10 protein-coding genes are annotated in these 14,481 nt (G+C 73.6%); 4 read left to right on the forward strand and 6 right to left on the reverse strand.

Annotation, left to right across the window (positions count from 1 at the left end):
- Nucleotides 1-1,625 (forward strand): hypothetical protein (locus UO65_RS35270; protein WP_233427924.1); only part of this gene is annotated, 1,625 nt, incomplete at its 5' end.
- Nucleotides 1,626-1,825: 200 nt separating this feature from the next.
- On the opposite strand, the gene UO65_RS31760 is transcribed toward UO65_RS35270, so the two are convergent.
- The 4 genes from UO65_RS31760 to UO65_RS31775 all read right to left on the reverse strand — a co-directional run bounded on the left by UO65_RS31760 (nucleotide 1,826) and on the right by UO65_RS31775 (nucleotide 3,642).
- Entirely contained in the window at nucleotides 1,826-2,185 is a 360-nt protein-coding gene (locus tag UO65_RS31760; protein ID WP_035290337.1) for a hypothetical protein, read from the reverse strand.
- The gene (locus UO65_RS31765; RefSeq protein ID WP_035290339.1) at nucleotides 2,175-2,696 is read right to left on the reverse strand and encodes an RNA polymerase sigma factor; all 522 of its coding nucleotides are present in this window, start codon (nucleotides 2,694-2,696) and stop codon (nucleotides 2,175-2,177) included. The genes UO65_RS31760 and UO65_RS31765 overlap by 11 nt, the downstream gene beginning before the upstream one ends.
- 69 nt (nucleotides 2,697-2,765) lie before the next feature.
- Nucleotides 2,766-3,188, reverse strand: coding sequence for a hypothetical protein (locus UO65_RS31770; protein ID WP_152552378.1), 423 nt, complete (start codon nucleotides 3,186-3,188; stop codon nucleotides 2,766-2,768).
- 133 nt (nucleotides 3,189-3,321) lie between these two features.
- A complete protein-coding gene (locus UO65_RS31775; RefSeq protein WP_233427925.1) occupies nucleotides 3,322-3,642 on the reverse strand; it encodes a hypothetical protein in 321 nt (106 codons plus the stop codon).
- 330 nt (nucleotides 3,643-3,972) lie between these two features.
- Between UO65_RS31775 and UO65_RS31780 the strand changes: the two genes are divergently transcribed.
- A complete protein-coding gene (locus UO65_RS31780) occupies nucleotides 3,973-9,453 on the forward strand; it encodes an ATP-binding protein (RefSeq protein ID WP_035290341.1) in 5,481 nt (1,826 codons plus the stop codon).
- Between the two features lie 45 nt (nucleotides 9,454-9,498).
- Here the strand turns inward: UO65_RS31780 and UO65_RS35275 are convergent, their stop codons facing one another.
- Nucleotides 9,499-9,957: an ATP-binding protein gene (locus tag UO65_RS35275; RefSeq protein ID WP_161784548.1), complete on the reverse strand. Its 459-nt coding sequence runs from the start codon at nucleotides 9,955-9,957 to the stop codon at nucleotides 9,499-9,501.
- Between the two features lie 439 nt (nucleotides 9,958-10,396).
- On the opposite strand from UO65_RS35275, the gene UO65_RS31790 reads away from it, so the two are divergent.
- Together UO65_RS31790 and UO65_RS31795 are read left to right on the forward strand one after the other, a co-directional pair.
- Nucleotides 10,397-11,326, forward strand: coding sequence for a cutinase family protein (locus UO65_RS31790; RefSeq protein WP_200873518.1), 930 nt, complete (start codon nucleotides 10,397-10,399; stop codon nucleotides 11,324-11,326).
- 216 nt (nucleotides 11,327-11,542) lie between these two features.
- Nucleotides 11,543-12,808, forward strand: coding sequence for a serine/threonine-protein kinase (locus UO65_RS31795; protein ID WP_052022084.1), 1,266 nt, complete (start codon nucleotides 11,543-11,545; stop codon nucleotides 12,806-12,808).
- Between the two features lie 48 nt (nucleotides 12,809-12,856).
- On the opposite strand, the gene UO65_RS31800 is transcribed toward UO65_RS31795, so the two are convergent.
- A complete protein-coding gene (locus UO65_RS31800; protein WP_035290344.1) occupies nucleotides 12,857-14,434 on the reverse strand; it encodes a GMC oxidoreductase in 1,578 nt (525 codons plus the stop codon).
- Nucleotides 14,435-14,481 lie beyond the last annotated feature (47 nt).

Raw genomic sequence — 14,481 nt, forward strand, 5'->3', positions numbered from 1 at the left:
GTGGGGGCGGGGCTGAAGTCGTGGCTCCGGTCCGGGCTGCTGAGCGGGCGGCGGCGGGTGCGTTGTGGGCGGCCTGCGCCACCGTGTTGCGGTCCGGGGCGACCGGGAGTGGCGCCGTGGTGCGGGCTGAGGTGTTGCGGGCCGCGCACACCGCTCGTGTTGCCGGGTTGCACCGGGCTGCTGCCGGGGGGCTGCGGATCGCTGCCTCCCTTGCGGCTGGGCGGGCCGGGGACTCCGCGTTCGACCGGGAAGTGCTCGCCGCCGACCTCGTTGACCTCATGCTGGTGTGCCACGACCTGCGCACCGGGCACGGTGACCCGGCTGAGCTGCGGGGTACGGCCCGGCGCGAGTACCGGCCGATCGGTTCTCTGCGCCTGTACGGCCTCTGCACCGAGGCGGTTGTGGCGGCCACCGGTTACGGCGGTGTCGTCACCCACCTCGTGGACCAGGGGGGCACCCTGTGGACCATCCCGGCGATCACCCCCGGTGGTGCTGAACGGGTGCCCGCCGCCGCGAACGGTCCGGTGGCCGTTGGGGAGTCCGGTCTCACCCACCGCGGGTTGGGGCGGGCCGGGCTGCTGCTCTCCGGGGGGACCGCCTCGGCCGACCGCCGCCTCGGGGCGGGCAAGGCGGTCCGCGCCGTCGCCGCTGCCGGTGCCGCCTGGGACGCGCCGCCGCTGGCTGACCTGTGGGCGCAGCCCCTGGCCGATCAGGTGACCCGCGCCTTCGCCGCCGACACCCGCCCGGACGCGCACCGGCCCGCAGGCGCCGACCTGCTGTTCCTCGACGCCACCGTGCTCGGCGCGGCGGCGGGCGCCCTCCGCGTCAGCACCGGTGACGCGCACATCGACCTCGTCGCCGACGGTGGGCGGTCGCTGGACAACCTCCGCGTCCTCGCGGGCGCGGCGGGGCTGCGGCTCCGCGTCGTCGCCCGGCTCCTGCCCGACCGCCCCGCCACCGCCCTGGCCATCGCCGTGTCCGGCGACCCGGAGCACCTGTCGCTCCCCGCTGACCACCACGGCCGCGTCGACCTGGGCCTCGACCACCTCCAACGCTCCCACGTGGTGCCCACCGAACCCCGCGACCTCCCCACCCACCCCGAGTCGACCCACCACACGTCGACCGGCTCCGAGGCCGCCCCCTGCGCATCGACCGATCCCGAGCACGCACGCCGCACATCGACCGAGCCCGGGCAGACCCATCGCACGCCGACCGACTTCGAGCTGTCCCACAGCAGTCCTGCCAATCCTGAGCAGGCCCACCGCAGTCCTGCCGATCCCGAGTCGACCCGTCGCATGGTGACCCACCGCACGCCTGCCCCGTTGCGCCCGCTCGAACTGCTCCTGCACCGGATCGCCCTCGGCGGTCGGGCCGTTGCCGCCACCTCCACCGCGGCCCGCGAGATCGCCGCGCTCACCGGCAACGGCCTCACCACCACCGCTTCCCTGTTGGCCGACATCGCCGCCACCGCCCGCGACCGGGAACGCGACGCCTTCGGCCGGGTCGTCCGGGACACCGGGGACGCCTTCCCGCTGGCCTGGCTGCGCGGGGGTCTGCACCTCCGCGAGGTCAACCGGGCACTGGCGCGCCGTGCTTGGCTGGCGGCCACCACCCCGCCCACCTGACCTCCACAGCCCACGAGCGCTGCGGCCCGCACGGTCCCGCACACCGCCGGACGCCTCGATCGCACTGCGGGGCGGTCACGGAGTTGTGCGGGCTCATCGCCCACCGCGTGCAGTGCCCGGCGACCTCGTTCGACCGGGTGGTCGTGCTGGGCAACCCGGCAACGGGCGGTCCTGGCGGTCGGCTGGGTGGGAGGCGATCCTCAGGGGACGACCGTGATCGAGCAGCACGGGCTCCCGCTCGGACCGGGCGCCGGGGTCGTCCCCGGGATCGGTGACATCTGCGGGGTCCGGGGCACCGGGCTGTTCTCCACGGTGGTCACCGGTTCCACGCTCGGCGCGGGCCCCGGCACCGCGGGCGGCACGGGTTCGGGGCGCATCAGGGCGAAGCTGGCGGCCAGGACACCGACGACGGTGAAGGCCGAGGCGGTGATGGCCGCTGTCCGGCGGCGGCGCTGGATGCGGCGGCCGCGCTCGATGATGGCGGTCGGGTCGGCGGCCCCGGTGGGTCGGTAGTCCTGCTCCGCCTGGTCCAGGGCGGCGCGGATGTCGTCAGCGTGCATAGCTTTCCCTGCCTTCGGAGAGCCGGGCGCGCAGCGCGGCCAGCGCCTTCGAGGTCTGGCTCTTGACCGTACCCGGCGCGCAGCCGAGCGCGGCCGCCGTGTCGTTGACGTCGAGGTCCTGCCAGAAGCGCAGCACCAGCACCGCGCGCTGCCGCGGCGGCAGCGCGGAGATCAGGTCCCAGAGCACCACCCGGTCCTCTCGGTCCGGCTCCACCACCGGCGACTCGGGTGGTTCGTCCACACCGGACTCCCGGCGCCACCAGGCCCGGCGGCGGTCGGTGAGGAACTCGCGCACCACGACCTTGCGCAGGTACGAGTCCAGGTGTTCGTGCTCGTCCAGGCGCGACCAGGCCAGGTAGAGCTTGAGGAACGCGGCCTGCGTGAGGTCCTCGGCGCGGTGCCGGTCCCGGCAGAGCAGGTAGGCGGTCACGCGGACCGAGTCCACGTGCCGGTTGAAGCACGCGGTGAAGGCGGAGGTGTCCGTCGACGCCCCCGCGGCGGAGAACCGCACAGTGCAACGCCTTCCGGCCGGTCGGTGCGCACTCCCGGGCGAGCGCACCGATCCTGGCAGCAGTCGAGGTCAGCCCGCGGTGGTCATCGGGGCGGGGCTGGGGGCGGGCCGTCCCGGCGCGGGGGACGGGGTGACGGCCGGTGCGGGCGCCGGGCGGGCGGGCAGGGGGCTCACGACCGGCGCACCGGGAGCGGGCCGCGGGGTCACGTCCGGCTGCTCGGGCACGGGCCGGGGGGTCACGCTGGGCTGCCCGGGCGCGGGGTGCGGGGAGGGCAGGGGCGAGAGTTCCGGCCCGCCCGGGGTGGGCCGCGGGGCCGGGCTGGGCTGGGGGGACAGGCCCGGCGACGGCTGGGGGGACACCGCGGGCGGGGAGGTCTCCACCCCGGGCTGGGGCTGGGCCGGTCCGGTCACGGCCGACGCCAGGATGGGGACGCCCGCCACCGCCGCGCCGGTCGCCAGGACCCCGCCGACGATCATCATTCGAACTCGCACACGTGCTCCAGGTCTCCGGGAGCACCGCCTCGTGCGGTGCTCTCACCGGTAACCCACGCGGTGCGGTCGTCGGGTGGTTGCCCCGGTCGGGGCAGAATCCGGGCGGGAACACCTCGGCGGGTGCCCCGGGTGGTCAGTCGAGGCCCATCGAGCGGCGGATCTCGGCCAGCTTGGCCCGGCCCGCCTCGTCCCGCTCGGCCAGCTTCTTGTCCAGGGACTCCACGTCCGGGCCGGTGCCGCCCAGGCCCGCGAGGTCGACCGAGCCGGTGGCGGTGTGCACGCGGTTCTCGATCCGGTCGCGGACGTAGTCGAAGCTGGGCACCCCGTCCGCGGAGTAGTCCGACGGCGGCAGCACCGGCTCGACCAAGGCCGGGGCGGGGGACTTCTCCTCCACCACCTCGGCGTCCACCACGTTCTCCTCGTCGTTCCCGGCCGTGCCCATCGCCTGCTCCATCCGTTCGACCGTGCGCTCACCCGACCATAGCCCGACCCGGCCACCGCCTGATCGCCCGCTGACGGGCCGCTGAACACACCCCTGCCCCCGCCGGTCGACGGCACCGTGCGGTTCTAGCAGGTTTGTGTCAGACCTGGTGCGAAACGCAAGCGATATGGGGTATGTAGGGGCCTCTTGTTGTAGGGTTCCCACAACTCAGCGGCCTCGTCCTGCGCGATGCGGACATTGGTGTACCGGCCGGTAATCGGACAGGGTATGGACCCAGGTGCAGGCGACGATCCGAGACCCGGACGTCACCTTCTGCGTGTGGGTACTTGGGAGGCTCAGCCGGTGTTCAGTCGTGTCGCCATTGTCAACCGTGGAGAGGCCGCGATGCGGCTCATCCACGCGGTCCGGGACCTTTCGGCCGAAACCGGGACGCGGATCGAGACGGTCGCCCTCTACACCGACGCGGACCGGGGGGCCACGTTCGTGCGGGAGGCCGACGTCGCCCACCCGCTGGGTCCCGCCTCGGCCCGGCCCTACCTGGACCTCGCCGTGCTGGAGCGGGCGCTGGTGGACACCGGCGCCGACGCCGCCTGGGTGGGCTGGGGGTTCGTCGCGGAGGACCCGGCGTTCGCGGAGCTGTGCGAGCGGATCGGGGTCACCTTCGTCGGCCCGAGCCCGGAGGCCATGCGCAAGCTCGGCGACAAGATCGGCGCCAAGCTGATCGCCGAGGAGGTCGGTGTCCCGGTGGCGCCGTGGAGCCGCGGTGAGGTCGCCACCCTCGAGGACGCGCTGCGCGCGGGCGAGGAGATCGGTTACCCGCTGATGCTCAAGGCCACCGCGGGCGGCGGCGGGCGCGGCATCCGCATGGTCGCCTCGGGGGAGGACCTGGCCGAGGCCTACGAGCGCACCAGCCAGGAGGCGCTGCGCGCCTTCGGCTCCGGTGTCGTGTTCCTGGAGCGCCTGGTCACCGGCGCCCGGCACGTCGAGGTGCAGGTCATCGCGGACGGGCAGGGCACCGCGTGGGCGCTGGGCGTGCGCGACTGCTCGGTGCAGCGGCGCAACCAGAAGGTCATCGAGGAGTCCGCCTCCCCGGTGCTGTCCCCGGAGCAGACCGCCGAGCTGAAGGCGTCGGCCGAGCGGCTGGCCGTGGCCGTGGGCTACCGCGGCGCCTGCACCGTGGAGTTCCTGTACCACCCCGGCGACAAGTTGTTCGCCTTCCTGGAGGTCAACACCCGGCTCCAGGTCGAGCACCCGATCACCGAGATCACCACCGGCACCGATCTGGTCCGCCTGCAACTGCACGTGGCGGCGGGCGGCAGGCTGGAGGGCCCGCAGCCGGTCGAGTCCGGGCACGCCGTGGAGGCCCGGCTCAACGCCGAGGACCCCGACCGCGACTTCGCCCCCGCCCCCGGCCGCATCGCGCGCCTGGTGCTGCCCGCGGGCCCCGGCATCCGCGTCGACACCGGGGTCAGCGAGCGCGACACCATCCCGGCCGACTTCGACTCGATGATCGCCAAGATCATCGCCTACGGCACCGACCGCGAGCAGGCGCTGGGCAGGCTGCGCCGCGCGATGGCCGAGACCACGGTGATCATCGAGGGCGGCGCCACCAACAAGAGCTTCGTGCTCGACCTGCTCGACCAGCCCGAGGTGATCGACGCCAGCGCCGACACCGGCTGGATCGACCGGGTGCGCGCCGAGGGCCGCCTGGTCAACCACCGGCACTCCGCGATCGCCTTGGCCGTCGCCGCGATCGAGGCCTACCAGGACGAGGAGGAGGTCAGCCGCAGGCGGCTGCTGTCCACCGCGTTCGGCGGGCGCCCGCAGGTGCAGCACGAGAGCGGCCGACCGCTGGACCTCAAGCTGCGCGGGGCCGCCTACCGGGTCAGCGTGTCCCGGGCCGGTCAGCAGCGCTTCCGCGTCGGGGTGTCCGGCGGCGGGGACGCGCACCCCGCGGACGTCGAGGTGCGGCGGTTCGACGCGCACAGCGGCCAGATCGTGGTCAACGGCCACCGCTTCCGGGTGGTCTCGGCCACGCACGGCCCGATCCACCTGGTCGAGGTCGACGGCGTCACCCACCGGATCAGCCGCGACGAGGGCGGTGTCGTCCGCTCGCCCGCGCCCGCGCTGGTCGTGGCCACGCCGCTGGCCGTCGGCGACGAGGTCGACTCCGGGGCGCCGATCCTGGTGCTGGAGAGCATGAAGATGGAGACGGTGCTGCGCGCGCCGTTCCGCGCCAGGGTCCGCGAGTGCCCGGTGTCGGTGGGCAGCCAGGTGGAGACCGGCGCCCCGCTGATGCGCCTGGAACCCCTCGCCGACGAGGGTGCCGAGGCGGAGGCCGCGGGCGAGGTCGTCGAGATCGACCTGCCCGCCGAGCCCGCGGCGCTGTCCGCGGCGGAGCGGGCCGAGCGGGGCCTGCACGACCTGCGCGGCCTGCTGCTGGGCTTCGACGTGGACCCGCACGACCGCGAGCGCGTGCTGTCGGGCTACCTGGCCGCGCGGGCCGAGCTCGGCGGCAGGCCGCTGCCGGGCGAGGTCGACCTGCTGACCGTGTTCGCCGACCTGTCCGAGCTGAGCCGCAACAAGCACGGCGGCGAGGTCGAACTCGAACCGGGCAACCCGGTGCACAGCCCGCGCGAGCACTTCCACACCTACCTGCAGAGCCTCGACGTGGAGCGGGCGGGCCTGACCGAGGGCTTCCAGGCCAAGCTCAAGCGGGTGCTGGAGCACTACGGCGTCGTCGACCTCGACCGCACGCCCGAGCTGGAGGAGGCGGTCTTCCGCATCTTCCTGGCGTTGCAGCGGATGACCACCGACGTCACCGTCGTCTCGGAGCTGCTGCGCCAGTGGCTGGCCGGGTCGCCGCCGCTGGAGTCGCTGAGCGAGCGCGCGGGCCTCGCCCTGGAGCACGTCGTCGAAGCCACCCAGGTGCGGTCCCCGGCGGTGTCGGACCTGGCTCGCGGCGTGGTGTTCCGCTGGTTCGCCCAGCCGCTGCTGCGCCGCAACCGGGCGACGGTCTACGCCGCGGTGCGCGACCAGCTTCGCCACCTCGACCGCAACCCCGACGCCCCGGACCGCGCCGAGCGCATCCAGAAGATGGTGGCTGGCCCGCAGCCGCTGGTCCGCATCCTCGGTCAGCGCATCGGCCGCCCCGGCCACGACCACGCCCCGCTGCTGGAGGTGCTGACCCGCCGCTACTACGGCAACCGCAACCTCTCCGAGGTCACCGTGCACGAGGAGGGCGGCTGCAAGCTGCTCAGCGCCGCGCACACCCGGGAGAGCGGGGTGACCCGCCTGGTCACCACCGCCGTGGACATCACCGGCGCGGCCGAGGCCCTGGCCGCGCTGCGCGCCTTCGGGGCGCGGGCGGGCGGTGGCGGGGTGGTCGCCGACCTCTACCTGACCTGGGAGTCGCAGCCCGACGAGGAGGGCATGGCGGTGCGGCTGCGCGAGCTGCTCGTCGAACACCTCACCGAGGGCGTCCGCCGGATCACCACCACCGTCGCCGGGGCCAGCGGCGCGGTGATGCACCACCACTTCAGCTTCCGGCCCGACGGCGCGGGCGGCTTCACCGAGGACCGGCTGATCCGCGGCCTGCACCCGCAGATCGCCCGCCGCCTGCAGTTGCAGCGGCTCAGCGAGTTCGACCTGACCCGGCTGCCCTCCTCCGACGAGGAGATCTACCTCTACCAGGGCGTGGCCCGCAGCAACCCGGCCGACGAGCGGCTGTTCGCCCTCGGCCAGGTCCGCGACATGGCGCCGCTGCGCGAGACCGACGGCAGGCTGGTGTCGCTGCCCGCGGTGGAGGACGTGTTCACCGGCTGCCTCGACGCGATCCGCACCGCGCGGGCCCGCCGCGCGCAGAACAAGCGGTACGACACCAACCGGATCATGATCTACATCTGGCCGCAGACCCGGCTGACCGCCGAGGAGATCGACACGGTGGTCCAGCGCATCCTGCCGACCACGGTGGGCGCCGGGCTGGAGGAGGTGCAGTTCGTCGTCCGCACCCGCACCGAGGCGGGCCGCTCCGCCGAGATCGCCGCGCGGATCACCCTCAACGCCTCCGGCGGCTACCGGCTGCACGTCGGCGACACCACCGACGAGCTGGTGCGGCCGCTGGACGACTACCGGTTGAAGGTGCTGCGCGCGGCCCAGCGCGGCAACACCTACCCCTACGAGCTGACCGGCCTGCTCTCCGGGCCCGACGGCGGCTTCACCGAGCACGACCTCGACGACAGCGGTGCCCTGGTGCCGGTCGACCGGCCCGCGGGGAAGAACACCGCGGCGATCGTGGCGGGCGTGGTGACCACCCCGACCGCGCGCCACCCCGAGGGCGTGACCCGGGTGGTGCTGCTCGGCGACCCGACCAGGGCGCTGGGCGCGCTGTCGGAGCCGGAGTGCTCGCGGGTGATCGCCGCGCTCGACCTGGCCGAGCGGATGCGGGTGCCGCTGGAGTGGTTCGCGCTGTCGGCGGGCGCGCGCATCTCCATGTCGTCGGGCACCGAGAACATGGACTGGATCGCGGCGGCGCTCAAGCGGATCGTCACCTTCACCCAGGGCGGCGGTGAGATCAACATCGTGGTCGCGGGCATCGCCGTCGGCGCCCAGCCGTACTGGAACGCCGAGGCGACGATGCTCATGCACACCAAGGGCGTGCTGGTCATGACGCCGGACTCGGCCATGGTGCTCACCGGCAAGCAGTCGCTGGACTTCTCCGGTGGCGTGTCGGCCGAGGACAACTTCGGCATCGGCGGCTACGACCGGGTGATGGGCCCCAACGGCCAGGCGCAGTACTGGGCGCCGAACCTGCCCGCCGCCCGCGAGGTGCTGATGGCGCACTACGACCACACCTACGTGGTCCCCGGTGAGGCGGCGCCGCGCCGGGCGGAGACCAGCGACCCGGTCACCCGCGACGTGTCCTCGTTCCCGCACGCGGTCGTCGGCAGCGACTTCACCACCGTCGGCGAGATCTTCTCCGCGGCGCACAACCCCGACCGCAAGAAGCCGTTCGACATCCGCACGGTGATGCGCGCCCTGTCCGACCAGGACCACCCGGTGCTGGAACGCTGGGCGGGCATGGCCGACGCGGGCACCTCCGCGGTGCAGGACGTGCACATCGGCGGCTGGCCGGTCTGCCTGGTCGGCATCGAGTCCCGCTCGATCCCGCGCCGCGGCTTCCCGCCCACCGACGGCCCGGACACCTACACCGCGGGCACGCTGTTCCCCAGGTCGTCGAAGAAGACCGCGCGGGCGATCAACGCGGCGTCCGGCAACCGGCCGCTGGTGGTGCTGGCGAACCTGTCCGGGTTCGACGGTTCCCCGGAGTCGATGCGCAAGCTGCAACTGGAGTACGGCGCCGAGATCGGCCGGGCCATCGTCAACTTCGACGGCCCGATCGTCTTCTGCGTCATCTCCCGCTACCACGGCGGCGCGTTCGTGGTGTTCTCCAAGGCGCTCAACCCGAACATGACCGTCCTGGCGCTGGAGGGCTCCTTCGCCTCGGTCCTCGGCGGCGCCCCGGCCGCGGCCGTGGTGTTCTCCGGCGAGGTGAACAACCGCACCGCCACCGACCCGAGGGTGACCGACCTGCAGGCCAGGGTCACCGCCGCGGGCGGCGCGGAGCGGGCGGCGCTCACCCTCGAACTCGCCGAGGTGCGGTCAGCGGTGCGGGCGGAGAAGCTGGGTGAGGTGGCGGCGGAGTTCGACCGGGTGCACAGCATCCAGCGCGCGGTCGAGGTCGGCTCGGTGGACGCCATCATCAGCGCCGCCGAACTGCGGCCCCGCATCATCGAGGCCATCGAACACGGCATGAAGCACTGACACCACGCGGAATCGGCCGCCGCCCGAACGGGCGGCGGCCGGGTGTCACTCCGTGCGGATGGCGAACCGCATGGCCACGGTGGTGCCCGCGCCGACGCGGATGTCCACGGTGGCGGCCAGCGCGCGCATGATGCCGACCCCGCGCCCCCGGTGCAGGGTGGCCTCGGGGGTGGGTTCGCGCCACCGCCCGTGGTCGGAGACGGTGATGACCAGTGCGGCGGTCGGGGCGGCGAGGTGGGCGGTGACGGTGACGCTGCCCGGGGGCAGGTCCCGGTAGCCGTGCTCGACGCTGTTGGCCACCGCCTCGTCGACGACCAGCAGGACGTCGGTCACCAGCCCGGCCGGGACGACCTGCGCGCCCAGCCAGGCCCCCAGCGTCCGCCGGATCACGGCGAGTTCGGTGCTGATCGCCGGAACGGCCAGCACTAGGCGGTGCGCACCGGTGGCGTCACCGGCCGCCTGCGCCGGGTCCACCGCGCCGACGGGCGCGCGACCCCGTGCCACCTCCCGACGCGGGTTCACAGCGGGACTGGGTCGGACGGCGCGGGCTCCCCGGTGGGCGCCTGCGCGGGCGGTGACGAGTTCATCTTGGCTGCATACCCCACAGCGCCGTGCCCAACCGTCGAGTTCGCCCGCCCGGGGCGGGGTGCACATGGCACCGGTGGCGCGGAAACGCGCAACCTCCGCCGCGGTGTCCGGATCGACCACGTCCCTCGATTCTCGGCGCAATGGTGACAATGGTGTCCGAATGGGGTGCCCGGTGGTCGGAATAAGTGCTGATCACGGGGTTGAGCTGCATGAACATGCCATTGGGGACCGAATCCGATTCCGGTGTGGCAGGGTTCTGCGATGTGGTCCGGGGAGGGGAGATGTCGCCCCGGGCTCGTCCACAGTCGATTCTTCCGATCCCGCGCTGCCGGTGGTCGGAGTTCAGGGAGTGACGATGAAGCGAAAGCTGGGGGCGGCCTCGTTCGCCGTGCTGTCGGCCGTCGCGCTGGTCGCCGTACCGCAGGCGTCCGCCGACGTGCGGGCCGCCGCGTGCGCGACCGTGGCCGTCTTCGAGACCGACGGCTACAACTCGGGCGAGACGCTCAGCTCGTGGCGGGCGTCGGCGTTCAACCAGAACCCGCCCGCGGGCTACGAGATCGTGGAGGTGCCCTACTACGCGGGCGTGTTCCCCGTGGTCGACGCGCAGGCCCTGGACGAGTCGGTGGCCAACGGCGCCGCCGAGCTCGACGCCGCGGTCCGGCGGTACCACGCCGCGTGCCCGGACACCCAGCTTCGGCTGGCCGGGTACTCCGAGGGCGCGGTCGTCGCGGGTGAGGTGCTGGAGATGTACGCCAACAGCACCGTCATCCCGCACGACAAGCTGTCCGGCACCCTGTACGGCAACCCGCGGCGGTCCTTCGGCGACGGCGGTCGCGGCGGGGTCGCGGGCGGCATCGAGACCAACCTGCCGACCTTCCTGCCCGGGGTCACCATGCGCGGCGGCCGGGACTTCGGCGACATCCCGGTGCGCGACGTGTGCAACGAGAACGACGGCATCTGCAACTCCACGAACATGATCACCAACCTGCTGGCGTTCGCCAACGGGCTCTACGGCTACGCCGCGGGCGACCACGCCTACGTCCTGAACCCGGCCGTGGACACCGGCGCGGGCCTCACCCTGCACCCGCAGGCCCCGAGGATCGGCTACGGCGCGCCGCTGCCGATCCCGGTGGGCACGCCGTGGCAGATCCAGCAGCTCCTCGGCGGTGCCAGCCCGCGGCAGGCGGTGGTCACCGCCCGCGACTCGGTGGAGTCGGTGCTCCCCGCCTCGGTGCTCGCCCAGCTCCAGTCCGACCCCTGGTACCAGCTCATCGCCGCGGCCTGACAGCGGTCCCGGGCGACGTAGGGCGGTTGGTGGTGCGGCTCGCAGCCGCACCACCAACCGCCCTGCGTCGTTCCCAGGCCTCGCCGAGCCCGCCCAACTGGTGCGGAGTTGGTGGCCCGTGCCAAGGTGAGAGCGGAATTTCGTCACGACGGGCAGGTTTGCGCGTTGGGCTGGTGGGGTATTGGGACACTTTACGAGCCAGGAAGGGGACAGGCCGTGACCTCGTCCGCCGATCGTGCTGACCTGTTGGTGGCCGGGCGTTACCGACTGCTGGAGCCGCTGGGCGTGGGCTCGACGGCCGAGGTGTACCGGGCCCTCGACACCAGGCTCGACCGGCCGGTGGCGGTCAAGGTCCTCACCGGCACCGCCGAGATCAGCGACCCCCGCCGCTTCGCCAACGAGATCCGGACGCTGGCGGGCCTGTCGCACCCGAACCTGGTCGCCGCCTACGACGCGGGCACCGAGGGCGGCACCCCGTTCGTCGTGCTCAGCCTGGTCGAGGGGTGCACCCTGCGGGAGCTGGTCAAGCGGGGGCCGCTGTCCGTCGCCGAGGTCCGCCGGATCGGCGCGGTGCTGGCCGACGTGCTCGCCCACGTGCACGAGCACGGCATCGTCCACCGCGACGTCAAGCCCTCGAACATCCTCGTCGACACCGCGGGCGAGCCGCACCTGACCGACTTCGGCCTGGCCCTGCTCACCGGGGGCACCCGGTTGACCCACAGCGACCAGATGGTCGGCACCGCGGCCTTCCTGGCCCCGGAGCAGGTCCGCGGCTCCGAGGTGGGCTCGGCCGCCGACGTCTATGCCCTTGGCCTGGTGCTGCTGGAGTGCCTGACCGGGCGCCGCGAGTACGTGGGCACCGAGGTCGAGGCGGCGGTGGCCCGCCTGTACCGGTCCCCGGAGATCCCCGACGACCTGCCCGCCGACCTGGTGCGGCTGCTGTCGCTGATGACCGCCCTGACCTCCCGCCGCAGGCCCACCGCCGCCGAGTGCGCGGCGGTGCTGCGCGGTCCCGGCGAGGAGCCGGTCCCCGCCATCCCGGTGGAGAGCGCCGCCCCGGCGGAGACCGCTGTCCTGCCGGTACCCGCGCCCCGGCGGCAGGTGCCGCGGAAGTACCTGGTCACGGCGGGTGTGGCCCTGCTCAGCGCGGTCGGCACCACGTTGGTCCTGACCGCGGGCAGCACGCCCCCGGAGTCGGTCTCCTCCCCGCCGGAACCCCCGGGGAGTTCGTCCACCGTGGTCGTGGTCCCACCGGCCGTGGGGGTGGCGAGCAACGTCATCACCGGCCGGGACGAACAGCCCCGCCAGGTGGCGGACCACCCGGTCGAGCAGGTCGCCCCCGTCGCCCCCGGTGGGGCGGGCAAGCCCGCCGACGTCGCGGCGGACAACAGCGGGCCGGGGAAGAACTCCTCCGCCAACAGCGGTGGGGGGCCCGCGGAGCAGGCGGCGAAGAAGCCCGCCAAGGGGAAGAAGGAGAAGTAGGCTCCCCCTTCCCGGGCGGGTGGGCGCCTGCTCTCAGCAGACCCCGCCTCAGAAGACGGTGTCCACGTCCTCGCTGATCAGCTCGTCGAGTGCCCGTTCGGCCACCGCCGCGATGGTCATGGACGGGTTGCACGCGGCGGCGGTCCCCGGCATCAGGGCGCCGTCGAGCACGTAGAGGCCGCGCTGGCCGAGCACCCGCCCCGCCAGGTCGCACACCGACCCCATCGAGGCGCCGCCCAGCGGGTGCCAGGTGGAGGGGGCGACCGCGGTCGTGTCCAGCAGGACGCCGAAGGTGCCCGCGATGCGGGAGATGCGGGTGTGGATGCGCTCGCTGAGCGCCTTGTCGGCGTCCTTGGGCCACTGCAGGACCGCGTCGTCCTTCGCGGAGTCGTAGACGAAGCGGCCCCGGCCCTGGCTGACGCCGTAGCCGACGAGCATGGTGGTGCGCAGGTTCGGCGTCGGGGGCAGGGAGGCCTGGATGACGGTGTTGGCCGTGGCCGGGTCGTCCCACTCCTTGCTCCCGTAGATGACCGGCCCGCCCTGCGGGGCGCCGAAGTCGTCGGCGAAGTTCGTCCAGGTGTAGATCCGGTCGCCGTTGGAGCCCCAGTTGGTGCCCAGGTCGTCGGGCATGTCCGGGATGTCGCCCTTGGCCGCGGCGCGCATCAGCAGCCGGGTGGTGTTGGCGGTCCCGGCGGCCATCACCAGCGCCCGGGTGGTGATGATCTTCTTCTCCAGGACCTCGCCGCCGGTGCCGATCCGGTCGGTGTGCACCTGCCAGCGGCCGTCCGGTGCCAGCACCACGTCGGTGACGTTGTGCTGGGTGGCCACGGTGCAGCGCCCGGTGGCCTCGGCGGCGGCGACGTAGGTGACGTCGACCGAGTGCTTGCCGCCGTTGTTGACCCCGAGGGCGCAGTCGCCGTTGGTGTAGGAGGGCTTCATCTCGCCGTTGAGCTCGCGCCGCGCGAAGTCCCAGTCGATCGGCATCGGGATCTTCTCCACGGCGTAGCCCGCGCGCTCGGCGTTGCGCGCGAAGATCCGGGCCGCGGCGTAGGTCTTGCTGTTGACCACGTCGTCCGGTGCGACCCGCGGCCGCAGCATGGCGGCGACGCGCGGGTAGTACACGCTGTCCATCCGGGCGTAGTCGAGTTCCTGCGGGAAGGTCGCGTTGAACACGTCGGCCTCGGGTTGCAGCGTCATGCCCTGGTAGACCAGGGAGCCGCCGCCCACGCCCGAGGCGCACATGATGTCCATGCCGTTGCCCGGGACCCGCTCCAGCAGGCCGGTGTACCGCTCGAACGGCACGTTCGGGATGCCCGGGATCGTCGGCGCGGAGCCGAGCCAGAAGATCCGCTTGTCCGGCGAGGTCGGGTGCGGGAACGTCTCGGCGTCGGGGCCGGTCGGCCAGCGCAGGCCGCGTTCGAGCACCAGCACCGGCACCCCGGCCTGGGCCAGCCGCAGCGCGGTCACGCCCCCGCCGAAGCCGGACCCGACCACCACGACCCGGTGTTCCTCGCGCGTCACCGGCACCCGGCGGGGAGCGGCGATCCCGGTCGCCACCCCGACCGCCGACAACCCCGCCGCCGCGGCGGCTCCCAGGAGGACGGAACGTCGGGTGACAGCGGGCATCAGCACTCCTCGGGGGACGGCGGTGGCAGGGGCAACGGTAGGGAGGG

The sequence above is a fragment of the Actinokineospora spheciospongiae genome, from assembly GCF_000564855.1.
Classification (GTDB): Bacteria; Actinomycetota; Actinomycetes; order Mycobacteriales; family Pseudonocardiaceae; genus Actinokineospora; species Actinokineospora spheciospongiae.

What these genes read in the sequence shown, in the direction of transcription:
- UO65_RS31800 (WP_035290344.1), bottom strand. Translation starts at nt 14,434, where the DNA reads ATGCCCGCTGTCACCCGACGTTCCGTCCTCCTGGGAGCCGCCGCGGCG.
- UO65_RS31775 (WP_233427925.1), bottom strand. Translation starts at nt 3,642, where the DNA reads ATGGAGCAGGCGATGGGCACGGCCGGGAACGACGAGGAGAACGTGGTG.
- UO65_RS31760 (WP_035290337.1), bottom strand. Translation starts at nt 2,185, where the DNA reads ATGCACGCTGACGACATCCGCGCCGCCCTGGACCAGGCGGAGCAGGAC.
- UO65_RS31790 (WP_200873518.1), top strand. Translation starts at nt 10,397, where the DNA reads ATGAAGCGAAAGCTGGGGGCGGCCTCGTTCGCCGTGCTGTCGGCCGTC.